Source organism: Acetobacterium sp. UBA5834, from assembly GCF_002435675.1.
Classification (GTDB): Bacteria; Bacillota; Clostridia; order Eubacteriales; family Eubacteriaceae; genus Acetobacterium; species Acetobacterium wieringae.
Genome location: NZ_DJGY01000060.1, coordinates 105,905 through 122,572, shown reverse-complemented (window position 1 = coordinate 122,572; position 16,668 = coordinate 105,905). Strand labels below are relative to the sequence as shown.

The 16,668-nt window shown below is 44.0% G+C and carries 13 protein-coding genes, 1 tRNA gene and 1 pseudogene; all 15 read left to right on the top strand.

From position 1 onward, the window contains the following. Nucleotides 1-90: 90 nt before the first annotated feature. The 15 genes and pseudogenes from B3F51_RS12115 (at nucleotide 91) to B3F51_RS12050 (ending at nucleotide 16,508) form a co-directional block, all read left to right on the top strand. Nucleotides 91-1,464, top strand: coding sequence for a trimethylamine methyltransferase family protein (locus B3F51_RS12115; RefSeq protein ID WP_286947327.1), 1,374 nt, complete (start codon nucleotides 91-93; stop codon nucleotides 1,462-1,464). Next, on the top strand, nucleotides 1,448-2,128 hold the full coding sequence (locus B3F51_RS12110; protein ID WP_070372766.1) for a cobalamin B12-binding domain-containing protein: 681 nt from the start codon (nucleotides 1,448-1,450) through the stop codon (nucleotides 2,126-2,128). The genes B3F51_RS12115 and B3F51_RS12110 overlap by 17 nt, the downstream gene beginning before the upstream one ends. After that, nucleotides 2,124-2,312, top strand: a pseudogene (locus B3F51_RS16275) (GntR family transcriptional regulator); the annotation flags it as partial. The gene B3F51_RS12110 and the pseudogene B3F51_RS16275, both read left to right, overlap by 5 nt. 93 nt (nucleotides 2,313-2,405) lie before the next feature. Further along, on the top strand, nucleotides 2,406-2,822 hold the full coding sequence (locus B3F51_RS12105) for a UTRA domain-containing protein (protein ID WP_070372765.1): 417 nt from the start codon (nucleotides 2,406-2,408) through the stop codon (nucleotides 2,820-2,822). Nucleotides 2,823-2,836: 14 nt separating this feature from the next. Further along, on the top strand, nucleotides 2,837-3,526 hold the full coding sequence (locus B3F51_RS12100; RefSeq protein ID WP_286806920.1) for a GntR family transcriptional regulator: 690 nt from the start codon (nucleotides 2,837-2,839) through the stop codon (nucleotides 3,524-3,526). Nucleotides 3,527-3,539: 13 nt separating this feature from the next. Next, on the top strand, nucleotides 3,540-3,812 hold the full coding sequence (locus B3F51_RS12095) for a DUF1294 domain-containing protein (protein ID WP_286947323.1): 273 nt from the start codon (nucleotides 3,540-3,542) through the stop codon (nucleotides 3,810-3,812). Between the two features lie 94 nt (nucleotides 3,813-3,906). After that, nucleotides 3,907-3,991, top strand: a tRNA-Leu gene (locus tag B3F51_RS12090). Nucleotides 3,992-4,198: 207 nt separating this feature from the next. Continuing rightward, nucleotides 4,199-5,572: an NADase-type glycan-binding domain-containing protein gene (locus tag B3F51_RS12085; RefSeq protein ID WP_286947322.1), complete on the top strand. Its 1,374-nt coding sequence runs from the start codon at nucleotides 4,199-4,201 to the stop codon at nucleotides 5,570-5,572. Nucleotides 5,573-5,735: 163 nt separating this feature from the next. Further along, entirely contained in the window at nucleotides 5,736-7,799 is a 2,064-nt protein-coding gene (locus B3F51_RS12080; RefSeq protein ID WP_286947321.1) for an Eco57I restriction-modification methylase domain-containing protein, read from the top strand. 59 nt (nucleotides 7,800-7,858) lie between these two features. Further along, nucleotides 7,859-9,187 carry a replication-associated recombination protein A gene (locus tag B3F51_RS12075; protein ID WP_070372760.1) on the top strand — a complete coding sequence of 443 codons (1,329 nt, stop codon included), beginning with the start codon at nucleotides 7,859-7,861 and terminating at the stop codon, nucleotides 9,185-9,187. Between the two features lie 25 nt (nucleotides 9,188-9,212). Beyond that, the gene (locus B3F51_RS12070) at nucleotides 9,213-12,167 is read left to right on the top strand and encodes an insulinase family protein (RefSeq protein WP_286947318.1); all 2,955 of its coding nucleotides are present in this window, start codon (nucleotides 9,213-9,215) and stop codon (nucleotides 12,165-12,167) included. A 22-nt stretch (nucleotides 12,168-12,189) separates the two neighbouring features. Next, complete coding sequence (locus tag B3F51_RS12065; RefSeq protein WP_286947316.1) at nucleotides 12,190-13,605, top strand: D-alanyl-D-alanine carboxypeptidase family protein; 1,416 nt, start codon at nucleotides 12,190-12,192, stop codon at nucleotides 13,603-13,605. Nucleotides 13,606-13,836: 231 nt separating this feature from the next. Beyond that, nucleotides 13,837-14,850 carry an energy-coupling factor ABC transporter permease gene (locus B3F51_RS12060; protein WP_286947314.1) on the top strand — a complete coding sequence of 338 codons (1,014 nt, stop codon included), beginning with the start codon at nucleotides 13,837-13,839 and terminating at the stop codon, nucleotides 14,848-14,850. A 116-nt stretch (nucleotides 14,851-14,966) separates the two neighbouring features. After that, nucleotides 14,967-15,764, top strand: coding sequence for a cobalt ECF transporter T component CbiQ (gene cbiQ, locus B3F51_RS12055; protein ID WP_070372757.1), 798 nt, complete (start codon nucleotides 14,967-14,969; stop codon nucleotides 15,762-15,764). A 12-nt stretch (nucleotides 15,765-15,776) separates the two neighbouring features. Continuing rightward, nucleotides 15,777-16,508, top strand: coding sequence for an energy-coupling factor ABC transporter ATP-binding protein (locus B3F51_RS12050; RefSeq protein WP_070372756.1), 732 nt, complete (start codon nucleotides 15,777-15,779; stop codon nucleotides 16,506-16,508). Nucleotides 16,509-16,668 lie beyond the last annotated feature (160 nt).

The following is a 16,668-nucleotide window of genomic DNA, read 5'->3' as shown; positions in this document are numbered from 1 at the left end:
TTATCATGATGAAACGGTAAACAAACCGGGGTTATTGTGATATAATCTTAAAATGTATCAAAATTGATGGGATTGCAGGGGGCAGTGATCATGAAATTAACGCTTAGCATTTCGAAAAAAGAATGTGATCTTATCCATGAACAGTCACTGAAACTTTTAAAAACCATGGGGATTACTGTTTTTTCGAATGAAGCACAGGAGATTTTCAGAAAAGCCGGGGCCAGAGTTGATGGTAAACAGGTTTTTCTTGATGCGCCGCTGGTTGAAGAAAGTCTCAAATTGGTACCTTCTGCCTTTCCTGTCTATTCAAATAGCGGCCGTGTGGTAGTCGGAAAGGGTGAAATTTGCACGCTGCCAGCTTATGGTGGAACCTATGTGTCACGAAATGAAGTGATTGCTTTGGGAACCCGAAGGGATTATGTGAATTTTACCAAACTCAATCAGCAGAATCAGCTAATTAAAATGGCGAGTCCCTATACCATTGAACCTTTCGATATTCCTCTGGACTTGCGAAGCGCCTATCGGATGGCGATGCTTTTAAAATACTCTGATAAACCTTGCCTTTCAATTGTCGGTAGTCAGGAAGAGTCCTGCGCTTGCATTGCAATGGTTAAACGCTACCGTGGCATTGACCATAAACCGGTCGTGCTTGGTAATGTCAATGTATCGGCGCCGATGATTATGGGGCATTCAACAACGGAAGTGATTACCGTTCATTGTCTGGAAAATCAACCACTGATGATTGCCTGCGGCAGTGGATTAAGCGGTTTAACAGCGCCGCCCACTCCCGGCGGTAATTTTCTGCTGGCCAACGCCGGAATTATTGCCGGAATTGTCTTTGCTCAGATTCAAAGCCCCGGTCTGCCAATTATTTATGGTTTGCCGCTATTTGGAGTGGATCCGTTCAAGGCCGAAACATTAGTTGGGAGTCCTGCAACGGCATTGTTTACACTGGCTGCGAAGGGGATGGCAGAATATTACAAAATTCCATTTCGGGCCGGCGGTACATTTACCGACTCAAAATACCTCGATTATCAAAGTGGTTTTGAAAGCGGGATCAATCTGCTCTCAACTCTGCTGGCAGAGGTCGATTGTCTGATGCATAGCTTTGGGATGGAAGATGCTTTAAAAACAATTAATTACAATAAATATATTCTGGATGAATATGCTTTCTTAAGTTTGAAAGACTTTGTCCAGGGAATGGAAATTAATGATGTCACAACGATGATGGATGAAATCCTGAAGGTGGGATCAACCGGAAATTACATCTCTTCACGAAACCTTAAATTAATCAGAAAGCAATATCGGCCCCATGGTTTTGGGGAAGGGAAAACAAAGGCAGCGGTACTAAAAGAGACCGACGATGAGATTATCAGACGTTTAGATAGTTATCAATTTACCGCACCAACTAAAGAACAGATTAAAATAATAAGGGGTTACCTGCCAGATGAATATATCGACTAATCATGCCATGAATACAACTACTTTTGAGAGTATTGTCGAGGCCATGAAAAAAATTGAAGAAAAAAAAGTGCTTAAACTTGTCAATTATGCGATTCGAGAGGGCGCATCCCAGGCCCAGATTGTCGAAGCGATCCAGCTTGGTCTGGATCACATCGGTCATTATTTTGAAGAGGGGCGGTATGGTGTGACCGATTTAATGATGGCGGGCATCATTTTTGAAGAAGTGTTAAAATTGCCGAGTCTGAAGCTGATCAATGAGGGATCGGGTGAACCGATTGGTCGGATTCTACTGTGCACCATCGAGCGGGATCTGCATGACATTGGCAAGTCAATTTTTAAGAGTGCTGCGTTGATGTCAAATTTTGAGGTCATTGATCTGGGGATTAACATTACCGCCCAGGAAATTTTGGCAGAAACCATCAAATTAAAGCCCGATGTGATTGCCATCAGCTCAATTCTCGCCGAAGGGGTCCGGTATATCAAAGCCGTGAATGACGCTCTGGTGGCTGCTGGAATCAGGGATCAGGTTAAAATTATTGTCGGGGGACTCTCGACCCATCGCCAGGCAATTGAATACACTGGAGTGGACGCCTTTGCTCATGATGTCTATGAAGGGGTCAAGCAATGCAAAACTTGGATAACGGAGGGGGGCGAAGCGCATTAATCACAAATATGAAGAAATTGCCGATAGCATTAAATACAAGATCCAGAAGAATTTTTATGCCATCAATTCCGCCATCCCGCCGGAAAATACCCTGGCTGATGAATATGGTGTCAGTCGCATCACCATCCGTAATGCCATTTCGAAGTTAATTGATGAAGGCTATATTTATTCGATACCGGGAAAAGGGAATTATGTACTTGAAAAAAGTAACGATAAATACCTGATTTCATTAAAAACCGAACAGCTCTTAAAAAAACCCTACCAACGGGTCGAACTGTTGGGATCGGAAATTATCAAACCGACCATTGATTTGGTTTACCATCTGCGGGTAGCCCCCAACGCCCGGGTTGTTTATGTCCGCTGGGTACTGCTTTATGAGGAAAAGCCGATTGCCTATGATATTCAGTACATTCCCTATTTTCCGGGAATTACTGTTTGGAACGATAATTTTGAATATACCAGTTTCAGTGAAATATTGTCGCAGAAAAACAAATTGTTTCAAATGCAGGGCAGGATGAATGTGACGGCGATGAATTGTGATCGGGAAGTGGCAGAAATTCTAAAAATCCCGGAAGAAACGCCAGTGATGCAAATTACCCAAAAAATATTAGACGATAATGAACCCATGGGTTTTCGTCAGCTGTTTATTAAGCGTGAATGGTGCTGCGTCCGTGGAACGTCTTATCAGGAATAGATTGAAGGACTTAAATGAAAGTAAAAATATACGAACGAATTGTCAACGATATTCTGTCTGAGATCAGAAGTGGTTCACTTAAACCCAATGAAAAATTACCGACCAATCAGGAGCTGGCTGAAAAATATAATACCAGTGGGGTGACGGTCCGAAAAAGCCTGGCCACGCTGGTAAACAAGGGCTATCTGGTCTCGATTGAACGCGTCGGGACGTTTGTCAAAGAGCGAGAGAAGGATCTTTTTTTAGTCAATTTTTCCCTGGAGGGAAACATCAATGAAGAAATAACAGACATCCAGACTGAAGATATCCTGATTTCGATGACAAAATTAAAAGGCGAGCGACGGGAATTAAAGACGCTTGAAATCAGACGGATGTATTTTTCGGATGCAATGCCGGTGGGCTACAGCATCGATTCGCTGTTTCTTACTGGTCGTTACCTGACTGCAGGGATTGAAAAAAAAGCCGAGAAAAACATTGCCATCATGCATCGAATTTTTAATAGTTTTGAGGTAAAAAAAAGCATTGAAGTGACCATGGATTATCCCAATAAATACATCTCAAACCGACTGTTAATTGATGAAAACATGCCAATGTTTTGCATAAATATATTTTTCTCAACCATAACCGATCATCCGATTGGTAAAAGAACCTTGTATGTGTTAGGTGAAAATATTGAGTTGAATGGAAAATCATTTTACGAATAAGGAAAAATAAGAAATGAACTATATAATAAGTTATCTGATCCTTGTTAATCTACTTACTTTTGGACTGTTTTGGCAGGACAAACGGCGTTCAAAAAAAGCGGTCTGGCGGATTCCGGAGAAAACCCTGATGGGCTTATGTGTGATTGGCGGCTCTATTGGCGGATTGCTGGGGATGCGGGTTTTTCACCATAAAACCAGGCACGCTTTGTTTGTCTGGGGAATTCCGATAATTATTGCGCTTCAGATCGGGTCGGTGCTGTTATTCTATATTAAAGGACTCAATTGACTGGTGTAAAATAAAAATACCAAAAAAGTTTTGAATATGACTTGACAATTTGTATAAAAGCGTGTATTCTATAGTGGTGTTCAAAATGATTTATGCGAGAGTGTTGGAACTGGCAGACAAGCACGTTTCAGAGGCGTGTGTCGCAAGGCGTACGGGTTCGACTCCCGTCTCTCGCACCATTTAGAATTTTTAAAAACGGCATGAGATGGTCGTTTTTTTTATGCCCAAAATCAGAAGTTGATTTGAATTAATTTTACGCTGAGATTAATTGAACTATAAATGGGTAAACAATTTGTATGCTCAATCAGTAATCAAGTTGGAAGCGTCAGAAACAAATAAGTGATTTAAAAAACTGCCAATTCTGTTTTTGGAGGGGTGAGATTAAGATGAAATGCGAAAAATGCGGCCACGAGAACGAAGCATCCAGCCTGTTTTGTCAGAACTGCGGAAATCCGATCCGGAGCCTGGAAAAGTGGGAGTCTCAGGTAACGGAGGACACGAATTGGGAAAAAATAGAAAGTGGGATTCCGGATCGCAAAACGGGGCAGCAGGGCAAGAATAAGGGGATCATTATTGCAATTGCGACGGTGGTCGGAGTCTTTCTGATTGCCGGAGCCGTTTTTGGATTTATTAATTTTCAAAAAATCAATGCCATCAACAGCGGTCTGAAAAACGGCGAAGATTTGCTGGCCGTTCAAAATTATAGCGAAGCGCTGGTGGCCTTCGATGGAGTGTTAAAGCTGGATCCGAATAGCGCTGCAGCAATTTTTGGAAAAGCCAAAGCTTACACCGGGGCGGGCAATTATAAAATGGCCAATACCTTCTTCGAAGAAGCAATCCGAAAAGAAAAAAACTCAGAAAAATTAAAAATGATCTTTGATGCCTATATTGCTTCGGAAATTCAGGCCGGAGTATCAGAAACGGATCTTTTTGCTCTGCTGGATCGGGCATCCGAAGTTACCGGAGACAGTAAATATGCCGATCAGAAAAGTAGCTATACGGTTAAAGCGCCATCCTTTAATCTGAATCCGGGTACCTATCAGGGGGAACAAAAACTGGAAATCGTTAAGGCGGATGCCAATGATATGGTTTTTTACACGACGGATGGATCCCAGCCCACAGTCAGTTCAATCGTATATACAGAACCGATTACCTTGACAAAAGGTGAAAAAACAATCAAAGCCATTGAAGTCAATGGGGCTGGTTTTGCCAGTAAAATAATTGAAGGCAAATACGTTATCAATGATATTCCAACCACATCTGGTGGATCTGAGTCAGAAGGGTCCGACTCGGGAGGCGGCACCGCCACCGGTTGGGAATATGCGAATTTCAGTCTCTATGCGTCTTCGACCCTACCGGATATGGCTGGGATCAGTTATTATGTCGGCAACGTGATGGATGGCAGTGATAACACATCCTGGGTTGAAGGGGTGTCTGGCGATGGGATTGGTGAGTATGTTCAATGTGTCTATAACGGAACCTCCGCACTGACCATTCATGGAGTGGCCATTAAAAACGGTTACGTCAAGACTACTACATCCTTTGCTGAAAATGGTAGTGTTCGGGGACTGGTGATGTATGTTAATACCAGCCCAGTGGCCAACATGATTCTTGAACGGATCCGGGATGAACAGGTGATCTCAATCAGCCCGGTCACCATTAATCCCGGTGATTCGGTGGTTTTCGTCATCGATTCAGTGGTAGCGGGACCTGCGGACGGTGAGCATGACACGGCCATCACCGAGATCAGACTATTTTAGAATCAGCTATTAGTTTGAAAATAACTTCATAATAAAATCCGGAGATCAGACTCTCTGGATTTTTTTTGTGCGAAACGTTTATTTCAGCCTTTTCTTTATCTTTTTCAGGCAAATAATGGTATAATAACAAGATAACGCTAACATCAATTAAAGAGAGGTTTTAATGAAGTTTCAGGAGATTTCAGATAAGCTGACACGATTTATTAATAAATATAACTATTTGGCTGAGGAGCGCAGTGCCAATGTGCTTTTTTTATTAAAGTGCATTGTTTTAAAATACCTGGCAGATAATCAGCACCTTGACTTTGAAGCCCACCAGAAGGCCATCAAAAAGAATTTTACGCTGGATTATGTCCTGGCAATCTGGCAGGGCCGCCCCCTTGAGACACCATTCTGGGGGCAGGAGCAGACAGAGCCTCAGCCTATTGGGGATGAGATATGGGCGTGGGTCTCTGAATTTATTCAGTCATCCCCCGCACTGGCGGGAGAAAATCCCGGCTTGATCGGCAACCTTTACGAAGCCAGTTTGCTGCTTAATCACAAGAAAAACCATGGGGTCTTTTATACTCCGGAAAACATCGCCAGGTATATGGCGGCGGATGTACTTGAAGCATTTTCACCGGGTAACCAACAGCAGGATTTTCGGGTTCTCGATCCGGCTTGCGGAAGCGGATCCCTGCTTAGTGCAATATACGATGCGATTATGGTTCGAAGTGGTGAACTGACTCCGGAGCAGCAAGCCACGCAGCATCGCCAGTTGCTGGAAACCGGCCTGCTGGGAGTTGACCGGGATCCGATGGCCTGTCTGGTAACCCGGCTGATCCTGACCTTAAAAGGAAAAGAATACGTTAAGCCGCTGGGAATTTTTTGCGGCGATATTCTGACCGAAGAATTAGTTGCCGTGCAGTCGGTCGATGTAGTCATCGGGAACCCGCCTTATGTCGGCCATAAAGAAATCCAGACGGATTATATGAAGCAGTTAAAAAACCGCTACGGTGAGGTGTATCGGGATAAGGGGGATCTTTCCTATTGCTTTATCTATCGGGGCTGGGAACTGCTAAAACCGGGGGGGCAGCTTATCCATATCACCTCCCGCTATTTTATCGAAGCTTTGTATGGAAAACCGTTACGGGCCTTTATCCGAAAAGCATTTGCAATTCAGGAAATCGTTGATTTCAACGGACTCCGGGTGATTGAGGGGGTTGGGGTTGATCCGGCCATTATCCGACTGCTTAAAACGAATCGGATTGATGATGCTCAAAGGATTCAGGTTAAACGGTTCTTTATTAAAAACCACAAACCGGAAAGCTATTCCAAACTGATCGAATCGCTCGTTCAAACCGATCAGCCAAGCGATTTTTATGAGTCCTTTGAACTTTCGCAGATTCAGCTGAATGACGATTCCTGGCGGCTCTATTCACCGCTGACCCGGAGAATCATCGAGAAGATTGAGGCCAAAACCCCCTTTACCCTGGATAATGTTGTCCACAGTTTTCAAGGCATTATCACTGGAAACGACAAGGCTTTTATCTTTGAAGTGACGGATCCGGTTCGTCCGGGCTTTGAATCGTGTTGGTTAAAACCGTGGATCAAGAACAAGGATGTGAAAGCGTTTGAAGTCGCCAAACCGCAAAAGCAAATCCTCTATACCAACCAGATCAGTGCGATTGACGAGCACCCTGAGCTAGTTGCACATCTTGAAGCATACCGGGAGAAACTCAAAAACCGCCGGGAATGCAAAAACGGCAAACTGGCCTGGTATAAACTGCAATGGGGACGGGATCCGGATCATTTTGAGAGGCGAAAGATCGTTTTTCCCTATAAGGCAACTCAAAACCGCTTTGCCATTGATGAAGCGCACGCTTATTTCAGCGCTGATGTTTATGGTTTGATTCTCAAACCACGGCTTTATCATCAGATCACCGAGGAATTTCTGGTGTTGCTGCTAAACAGCAAGCTCTATAATTACTACTTTAAGTCCTACGGGAAAAAACTGGGTGATAAGCTTTATGAGTACTATCCCAACACCCTGTTGCGGCTGGGAATACCGGACATTAAAGATGAAACCATTAAGGTATTTAAAGATTCTTATGATAGAATCGTAGAATTAAAGAAAAGTGGCGACAATGTGGGATTGGGCAAGATTCTTGCTGAAATAGACCAGTGGTTTTATGTTTTTTTTGAGTTGAATCAGATCGAAATAGCAGCAATTGAAACAAACCGGTGATTGTGAAGCGATCATTGGCTTTGCAGAATCCGAATAGAGTGCTATCGTGAAAGGACATTATGCAGGAAAGTTTTTTTAACCAGAATTATGAAGGCCAAATTGCCGATAATGCTCCCCTTGCGGTAAGAATGCGGCCCCAAACTCTGGCAGAATTTGTTGGCCAGCAGCATATCATTGGTCGGGGGAAGCTTTTGTATCGGCTGATTGAAGCGGATAAACTGTCATCAGTGGTGTTTTATGGGCCACCGGGTACCGGCAAGACCTCATTGGCAAAAATTATTGCCAACCGCACCAATGCGGCGTTTTACGAGCTCAATGCAGTGACCTCGGGAAAAAAAGAAATTACTGAGGTGCTGGAGAAGGCTAAGAATAACCTGGGGGTTTATAATAAAAAATCCATCCTCTTTATTGACGAGATCCATCGTTTTAATAAGGCGCAACAGGATGCTCTGTTACCCAGTGTCGAAAAAGGGTTAGTAACCCTGATTGGCGCCACCACCGAAAACCCCTATTTTGAAATCAACTCGCCACTGCTGTCCCGCTCGACTATTTTTGAGTTTTACAACCTGACCCCAGACGACATTCGTCAGGTGATCAAACGGGCCATTACTGATCGGGATCGGGGCTATGGTGTAATGAAAATAAACTGTGATCAGCAGGCCCTCGATCATTTTGCCGAGGTCGCTAACGGTGATGTCCGTCGGGCCTTGAATGCCCTGGAGCTGGGGATTCTGACGGTGGATAAAAATGCCGACGGGATTATTCATATCGATCTGGAAACGGCCCAGGAGTGTATCCAAAAGCGGGCGGTTCAATATGATAAAAATGGCGATAACCATTATGACACCATTTCAGCCTTTATCAAGAGTATCCGGGGTTCCGATCCCGATGCGGCGCTTTACTGGATGGCTAAAATGATTACCGCCGGGGAAGACCCCAAGTTTATTGCCCGGCGGATTGTCATTTCGGCGTCTGAAGATATTGGCAATGCCGAACCGCTGGCCTTACCGGTAGCGATGGCCGCCGCCGATGCGGTCCAGTTTATCGGGATGCCGGAAGCCCGAATTAATCTGGCCCAGGCAGTGGTTTTTCTGGCCTGTGCACCCAAAAGCAATGCCTCCTATCTGGCGGTGGATGCTGCCATAGAGGCGGTCAAGCATGTTTCAAACAGCAATGTTCCGGCGCACTTGCAGGATACCCATTATTCTGGTAGTAAAAATCTGGGTCGAGGCATGACGTATCAGTATCCTCACAATTATCCCGGCCACTATGTTAAACAGCAATACTTACCGGATGATTTGATCGGCACGCATTTTTATCAACCGACTGAAATGGGTCATGAACAAAAAATGAAAGAATATCTTCAGAAAAAGGGAATAATCGAATAAATTACGAACAGAAAAGGAGAGACATTTGAAAAAAGAATTGCAAGAACAACAAGAAAAAATGTTTAAACTGGAAGAAAATATTCATGGGTTTATCTTGAAAAAAGAAGAATTTGTGGATGAAATAGATGGCTTTGCCCGAACCTTTGTACATCAAAAAACCGGGGCCCAGTTAGTGTATATATCGGCTGATGATGACAATAAGGTTTTTTCAATCAGCTTCCGCACCCCATCCACCAACAGCACCGGGGTGCCCCACATTCTTGAGCATTCGGTATTATGCGGTTCAAAAAAATACCCGGTCAAGGAACCCTTTGTGGAATTGGCCAAAGGATCGCTAAACACCTTCCTCAATGCGATGACCTATCCGGATAAAACAATGTACCCGATTGCCAGCACCAATGCCAAAGATTTTATGAATCTGATGGATGTATATCTGGATGCGGTTTTTTATCCCAATATTTATGAAAATCCCTACACCTTCTTGCAGGAGGGCTGGCATTATCATATTGAAAATGCTGATGATCCGATCATCTACAATGGGGTGGTCTATAATGAAATGAAGGGTGCCTTCTCCAATCCCGAGGAATTGCTGCAAAATAAAATTTTTGAATCCCTTTATCCCCAGTCCTGCTACCGGTTTGAATCCGGCGGGGATCCGGATGTGATCCCGGAACTGACCTATGCGGATTTTCTGGGCTTCCATAAAAAATACTATCATCCCTCCAACAGCTATATTTATCTTTATGGCGATGGGGATGTCCGGGCGCACTTGAAATATTTAAATGACGAATATCTCAGTGCCTTTGATAAACAGCCAGTTGACAGTGAAATAGAGGCCCAGCCGATGCTCACGCAGCGGACGGAAATGCGGGCGTCCTACGGGGTGTCCAAGGAAGAAACGCTGGAAAATAAAGACTATCTGGCTCTTTCTGTGGTGCTGGGTGATAAATTATCCTATGAGGAGGCCCTGGCTTTTGATATTCTTGCCCATATCTTATTAAATAATAATTCATCACCGCTCAAAGAGGCTCTGCTGGATCTTAAAATTGCTGAAGATGTCAGCTATCATTACAGCAGTTCCTTAAGACAGCCCTATTTTTCAATTGTCCTCAAAAACACAGAGGAGAAACATAAGGATCTGTTTGTTAATACGGTGGAATCAGTGCTCAACAAGCTGGCTGCTGATGGCCTCGATCCCCGTAGCGTTGAAGCGGGCATTAATATCCATGAATTTTCCCATATCGAAGGCGAGTACGGTTCTTATCCCAAAGGTCTGATTTATGGGATTGAGATGATGGATGACTGGCTCTATGGTGACGATCCGATTGCCTACCTTAAATACAAAGCCGCCTTTAAAAAATTCAAGGACTGTTGGAAAGACGGCTACTTTGAAAAACTTCTTAAACGGATGTTGATCGACAATAGCCATCAAACCCTGGTGACGATTGTGCCGGACAATACCTTGCAGGAAAAAGCCGACCAGGCATTAGCGGAAAAACTGGCATCTTTTAAAGCGGCTTTGACCCCGGAAGAACTCCAGGATCTGATTGATGAAACCCAGACTCTCATCGAAAAGCAAAATGAAGAGGATAAGCCGGAGGATCTGGAAAAAATTCCCAAGCTGTCGCTGGCCGATATCAATCGTACGGGTCGGAGTTATCCCCTGGAAGTTCAGGAGGCGCTGGAAACCAGGCTGCTGTTCCATCCTGGTTTTACTGGCGGAATTTCTTATTTAAAACTCTATTTTGATTACAGTGATCTGCCGCAACAAGATTTGAAATATTTATCGTTGATGTGCAAGCTGCTGGGTAGTCTCAGTACCGAAAGCATGGATTTTAGACGATTGAGTCAGGAAATTGAAATTCACACCGGTGGCCTGTCCTTTGGGATTGAGTCCTATGACGACGTCCACCATTTTGGGGATTTCACCTCCCACTGTTACGTTAAGGGAAAAGCGGTGATGGAGAATATCCCGACTTTAGTCAAAATCATGACCGACGTAATTACTAAGACACTTTTTACGGAAAAGAACCTGATTCACGATATGATCCGGGAAATTAAGACCCATAAGGAGACCCAGTTTTTAACCGCTGGCCATGTCGTCGGGGTACAACGGCTGCAGTCTTATTATTCTCAGTCAGCCCGGCTGTTCGAAGAATTTGGTGGAATTGAGTTTTATCGCTTTATTGCCGATCTGGAAGCCAACTTTGATGAGCAGTTTGAAGTCTTAACCGAAAAGCTCACCAGCATCGCCAGCTTGGTGTTTACCAACAGAAAACCAATTATCAGTATTACCGGTACCGAAGAAATCCGGGATCGGACTGTGACTGCCTTGAGTCCTTACATCATGGGGTTGGCGCCAAATAAAGCGGCTAAAAATGCCTTTGCTTTTGAAACTGATATTGCAAATGAAGGTTTCTTAACGGCGGCAAAGATTCAATACGTTTCCCAGGGTTATAATATTCGTGCTTTAGGCTACGAGTACGCCGGTTCCCAACTGGTTTTAAAGGGGTTACTGTCAATGGACTATCTCTGGAACCGGGTTCGGGTTCAGGGTGGCGCCTATGGTGCTTTTATGAGTATTGGTCGTGGTGGCGACCTGTACTTTGGTTCTTACCGTGATCCCAAACTCAAGAAGACCTTTGAAGCGTATCAAGGGGTGGTTGATTATATTAATAATCTGGAACTATCCCAGCGTGAACTGGAAAAGTACATCATTGGCACGATCAGCAGCAAAGATGTTCCGCTCAGCGCTTCGGTGAAAGGCGAGATTGCGGATAATTTTTATTTTAGTGGCGTTACTGCCGCAGATCTGCAAAAAGAACGGGATGAAATTTTAGAAACCACCGTGGCACAACTAAAAAGTCATGGTGACATGATTGCAGCGGTGCTTGCGAAAAATGCCATTTGTGTTTTAGGCAGTGAAGAAGCCATCAATGAAGAAAAAGAATTGTTCAAAGTAACCCGCTATATCAAATAGCTGCTCTGAGGGGAGAGGGGAAATGAAAAGAAAAATAGGACTATTGTTGATACTTAGCCTGGTCTTTGGCACGTCTGGAGTGTTGGCGGCGAGCTTGCCAGCCTATGGTGCTGATGAAGGTGTGATCATTTATGAAGTGAATAGCGGTGATGTTCTTTTTGCCCAAAAGCAGAATGAAAAATTCTATCCGGCCAGTACCACCAAATTGATGACGGCACTGGTAGCCATCGAACACGGTGATCTCAATGAGAATTTTACGGTGGGCGATGAAATTGCAAGTCTGGATGCCGACAGCAGCACGGCTGGTCTTGAAGCCGAAGAGGTGTTATCACTCAACGAATTGCTCTATGCCCTGTTGTTGCCGTCAGGAAACGATGCAGCGGAAACTATTGCGGTGAACATTGGCCGAAAAATTGCTGGCGACAGCTCGATCAGTTCGGATAAAGCCTATGAAACTTTTGTGGCAGCGATGAATAAAAAAGCTAAGGATATGGGGATGACCGGCAGCAATTTCACTAACCCCCATGGACTCCATAGCAGCAATCACTATACCACCCCGGCAGATATGCTGATCCTTGCTAAAGCGGCCTTTGATGAGACCACCATCAAAGCGATCACCCGGGCCAAGGTTCATGAGGTTCAGACCAATAAGACGAAGCACAAGTGGAATAACTCCAACCTTTTATTATATTCCAACTTCAATGAACTGTCCGAGGAATATCGGGTGGCTAATAATCTCTCGGGAACGAATCCGGTCTTTAATGGCTATGCCACCAGCGGAAAAACGGGTTTCACCGAAGAAGCAAATAAATGCCTGGTTTTTGAGGGTGAAGGCAATGATAAGAATATGATCGGCATTATTTTATATGCGGATGAGACGGTGCTTTTTAAAGAAGCCAGCGATACCATTAATGCTGTAGTCAAAGAATATGAGTTGTTGGAATGGTCCGATCCGGAAGATGAAGAACGGGTCGTTCAGGTGGTTAATTATCATGTCTTTGATGGCAATAAGCTAAAGTACAAGACCAACGACCCGCTGATTACGGCGGTTCCTCAGGCCAATCAGGATAGCTACACGTCCAAGGTGAAATGGGATGAAACCAAAGTCATTGGTGACGAAACCCTGGCAAACCTCGAAGCCGATGTGAAAGCGGGAGAACAGATTGGGGAATTACAGGTTTATAATGGCGAAACCTTTGTAGAGGCTACCCCGGTATATGCGGTGAATGATATGAAGGCCCGTAACTGGACTGATTATCCGATCCTTTACTGGTATGTAACCATCATTGTGATCTTGATGCTGCTGGCGATAATGCGAATTATGTTTGTTCAGTTTATGCGCAAAAACAATATTAAATATAAAAAAATCAAAATCAAGGGAAAACAAAATTCTTCCGGGAGCAGATCTTCTGGTCAGTCACCGAAGCGAAGACGGTAGTCTCTGAATAAATAATGGAGTCTGTCAGTAAAACAACAGACTCCAGCTATTTTTACTTGACATGTATAGACAAGTGGTTTATAATTTAGATAGTATTTAAAGCATTGAAGTGCAGAATACGAATCAATTTTAAGATACGAAAATGATGCCATGAAGGTATTTCCAGAGTTGAAACTTGGGAGATGTTCTTCGTGTTTTTTGTGTTAAGTTAAATTTTGAGGAGGTTTTATTATGCACATGGCAGATGCTTTAGTTTCTCCGGCAGTCGGAGGAATCATGCTTGCGGCGAGCGCCGGAGCAATCGCCTATTCGGCGTATAAATGTAAAGACGATTTAGATGAAAAGAAGATCCCGTTAATGGGGGTTATGGGGGCCGTAATTTTTGCCGGACAGATGATTAATTTCACCATTCCGGGAACTGGTTCCAGTGGACACATTGGTGGGGGGATTTTGCTGGCAGCCTTATTGGGGCCTTTTCCGGCCTTTTTGACCCTGACGGCAGTATTACTTATTCAGGCTTTATTCTTTGCTGATGGAGGACTGTTGGCCTTGGGGGCAAATATCTGGAATCTTGGTTTCTATGCCTGTTTACTGGTTTACCCCTTTGTCTTTAAACCGATCGTAAAAAAAGGGCTGACACCAACTCGGATATCGGTGGCATCGGTGGTATCGGTTATTTTAGCCTTAACCCTGGGAGCTATTTCGGTGGTGATCCAGACTCTGGCTTCTGGCATTACTGAATTGCCGATGGCAACCTTCATGGGGATGATGATTCCAATTCATCTGGCGATTGGTCTGGTTGAAGGGATTGTTACCGGCGGAATTTTAGTCTTCATCTACAAGATGAGACCAGAACTGCTGGAATCGTCCATGGATAATAAAAAATTGCCCAAAAATTTGTCAATTCAAAAAGTACTGGGCGTTTTGCTGGTGTTTGCCGTTGTTGTTGGTGGCGGTTTGTCGCTGTTGGCATCATCCAATCCGGATGGTTTGGAATGGTCAATGGAAAATGTAGCGGGTACCGCCGAGCTGGAAGCCTCGGGCAATGCCTATGACAGTGCTGCTGGGATTCAGGAAAGCACGGCTTTCTTGCCGGATTATGGATTTAAATCAACGGATGGTGAAGGCTCAGCCGCTGGTACCAGTGTTTCTGGCATAATTGGCGCTGGGATTACCCTGATCTTGGCAGGTGGAACGGGTTATCTGATTTACGCTGTCAAACGCCGAAAAGAAAAAACAGTATAGTTGTTTTAATACTAATTGAAATGAAAATCTTTATATGGTAATATTAACAATAGTTTGCTTAATAACCTCTGTTTAGTAACAGAGGTTATTTAATATTTAAGTGAAAGGTAGTCCCAATGTCAACAATTACCGATTCCATGAATACAATCAGTTCCCTTGAAGAAATGGCCGATGGCAACACCATCATTCATCGCCTCCATCCAATGGTCAAACTGATCACTACGATGCTTTATCTGGTGCTGGTGATTTCATTTAACCCCTATAATATTACTGGACTGATGGTTTTTGCATTCTATCCGGTGATTTTAATGGCACTGGCTGAAATTCCCTATAAACCCTTGCTGAAACGGCTTTTAGTAGCACTGCCCTTTTCTTTTTTTGCAGGTTTATCCAACATCATTTTTAATCAGCAACTGGCTCTGATGATTGGGCCGATGCCAATCAGTTACGGGGTCCTCTCCTTTATTTCGATTATGGTTAAAACGATTTTTACGGTCATGGCGGTGATGATCCTGATTGCCACGACCTCACTACCTAAAATATCCTATCAACTCTTATCCATTAAGGTGCCCAAAATTATTGTGGAGCAGATCATGCTGACCTACCGTTATATATCGGTGTTGCTGGAACAAGTTTCCAACATGTATACGGCCTATATTTTACGAGCTCCGGCTGCCAAGGGGATTAAAATGAAGGACATGGGTGTCTTTGTCGGGCAATTGTTGCTAAAGAGTTTTGATCGGGCCGAGAGCATCTATGTTGCCATGAAATGTCGAGGCTACGATGGCAATTATCTGTATGCCAAACCCAGCCCGATTCAAAAGGGCGATTGGCTGTTTCTGGTTTTAGCTTCGGGGATTTTGTGTTTAATGCGATTTTTTGATTTGAGCCTGTTTATCGGCAGTTTTTTATAATGAGGAGTTCCAATGCTGAAAATTGATAAATTAAACTATGCCTATCCCGATGGTCATCAGGCGATCCGGGATATTAATCTTACAATTGAAGAGGGTGAGAGCATCGCCTTGGTGGGAGCCAACGGTGCTGGTAAATCCAGCTTGTTCAAACTGATTGTCGGTGTTTCCGAGATTAAAGAGGGATCAATAATGGTTGATGAACTCGCCGTTGGAAAAAAGACCCTGAAGGATATTCGTCGCCGGGTTGGGATGGTTTTTCAAAATCCTGATGATCAACTGTTTATGACCAAGGTTTATGATGACATTGCCTTTGGCCCACGCAATGAATTACTGGATGAGCATGTGGTCGAAGAGCGGGTGGTCAATGCCATGGAACAACTGGGCATCATCCACCTCCGGGATCGGATGCCTCATCGCTTATCTGGCGGTGAAAAACGGGTCATTGCCATTGCCTCTGTGCTGGCTATGGATCCCCGGGTGATTTTATTTGACGAACCGACCTCGTTTCTCGATCCCCAGGCCAGACGAAACGTTATTAATACCCTGGACTCTCTGAAGATGACAAAAATTATTGCCACCCATGATCTGGATATGGCCCTGGATATTTGTGACCGGGTGATTATCTTACACCATGGCAGTGTGTTTGCCGATGGCCGTGTCAAAGACATCTTGCTGGATGAGGCGCTCTTATCCCAATGTCATCTGGAGCTGCCCCTGTGTATGCAAAAACCCCGGATTCGATAAATGGATGATTCCGGGAAAGTAAAAGCTTGATGTCGTCAGGCTTTTTTTAGATTTCAGAGCAAGGGACCAAAAAGATTACGAATTTACTAAAGAATAGCACCGGGAAATGGTTTCTTAATTGAATTTTTAAATTTTATACGATATAATTAATGCAATGTTT

Excerpts from the sequence above, each read along its gene's own strand:
- B3F51_RS12115 (WP_286947327.1), top strand. The coding sequence starts at position 91 with ATGAAATTAACGCTTAGCATTTCGAAAAAAGAATGTGATCTTATCCAT.
- B3F51_RS12110 (WP_070372766.1), top strand. The coding sequence starts at position 1,448 with ATGAATATATCGACTAATCATGCCATGAATACAACTACTTTTGAGAGT.
- B3F51_RS12100 (WP_286806920.1), top strand. The coding sequence starts at position 2,837 with ATGAAAGTAAAAATATACGAACGAATTGTCAACGATATTCTGTCTGAG.
- B3F51_RS12095 (WP_286947323.1), top strand. The coding sequence starts at position 3,540 with ATGAACTATATAATAAGTTATCTGATCCTTGTTAATCTACTTACTTTT.
- B3F51_RS12085 (WP_286947322.1), top strand. The coding sequence starts at position 4,199 with ATGAAATGCGAAAAATGCGGCCACGAGAACGAAGCATCCAGCCTGTTT.
- B3F51_RS12080 (WP_286947321.1), top strand. The coding sequence starts at position 5,736 with ATGAAGTTTCAGGAGATTTCAGATAAGCTGACACGATTTATTAATAAA.
- B3F51_RS12075 (WP_070372760.1), top strand. The coding sequence starts at position 7,859 with ATGCAGGAAAGTTTTTTTAACCAGAATTATGAAGGCCAAATTGCCGAT.
- B3F51_RS12065 (WP_286947316.1), top strand. The coding sequence starts at position 12,190 with ATGAAAAGAAAAATAGGACTATTGTTGATACTTAGCCTGGTCTTTGGC.
- B3F51_RS12060 (WP_286947314.1), top strand. The coding sequence starts at position 13,837 with ATGCACATGGCAGATGCTTTAGTTTCTCCGGCAGTCGGAGGAATCATG.
- cbiQ (WP_070372757.1), top strand. The coding sequence starts at position 14,967 with ATGTCAACAATTACCGATTCCATGAATACAATCAGTTCCCTTGAAGAA.
- B3F51_RS12050 (WP_070372756.1), top strand. The coding sequence starts at position 15,777 with ATGCTGAAAATTGATAAATTAAACTATGCCTATCCCGATGGTCATCAG.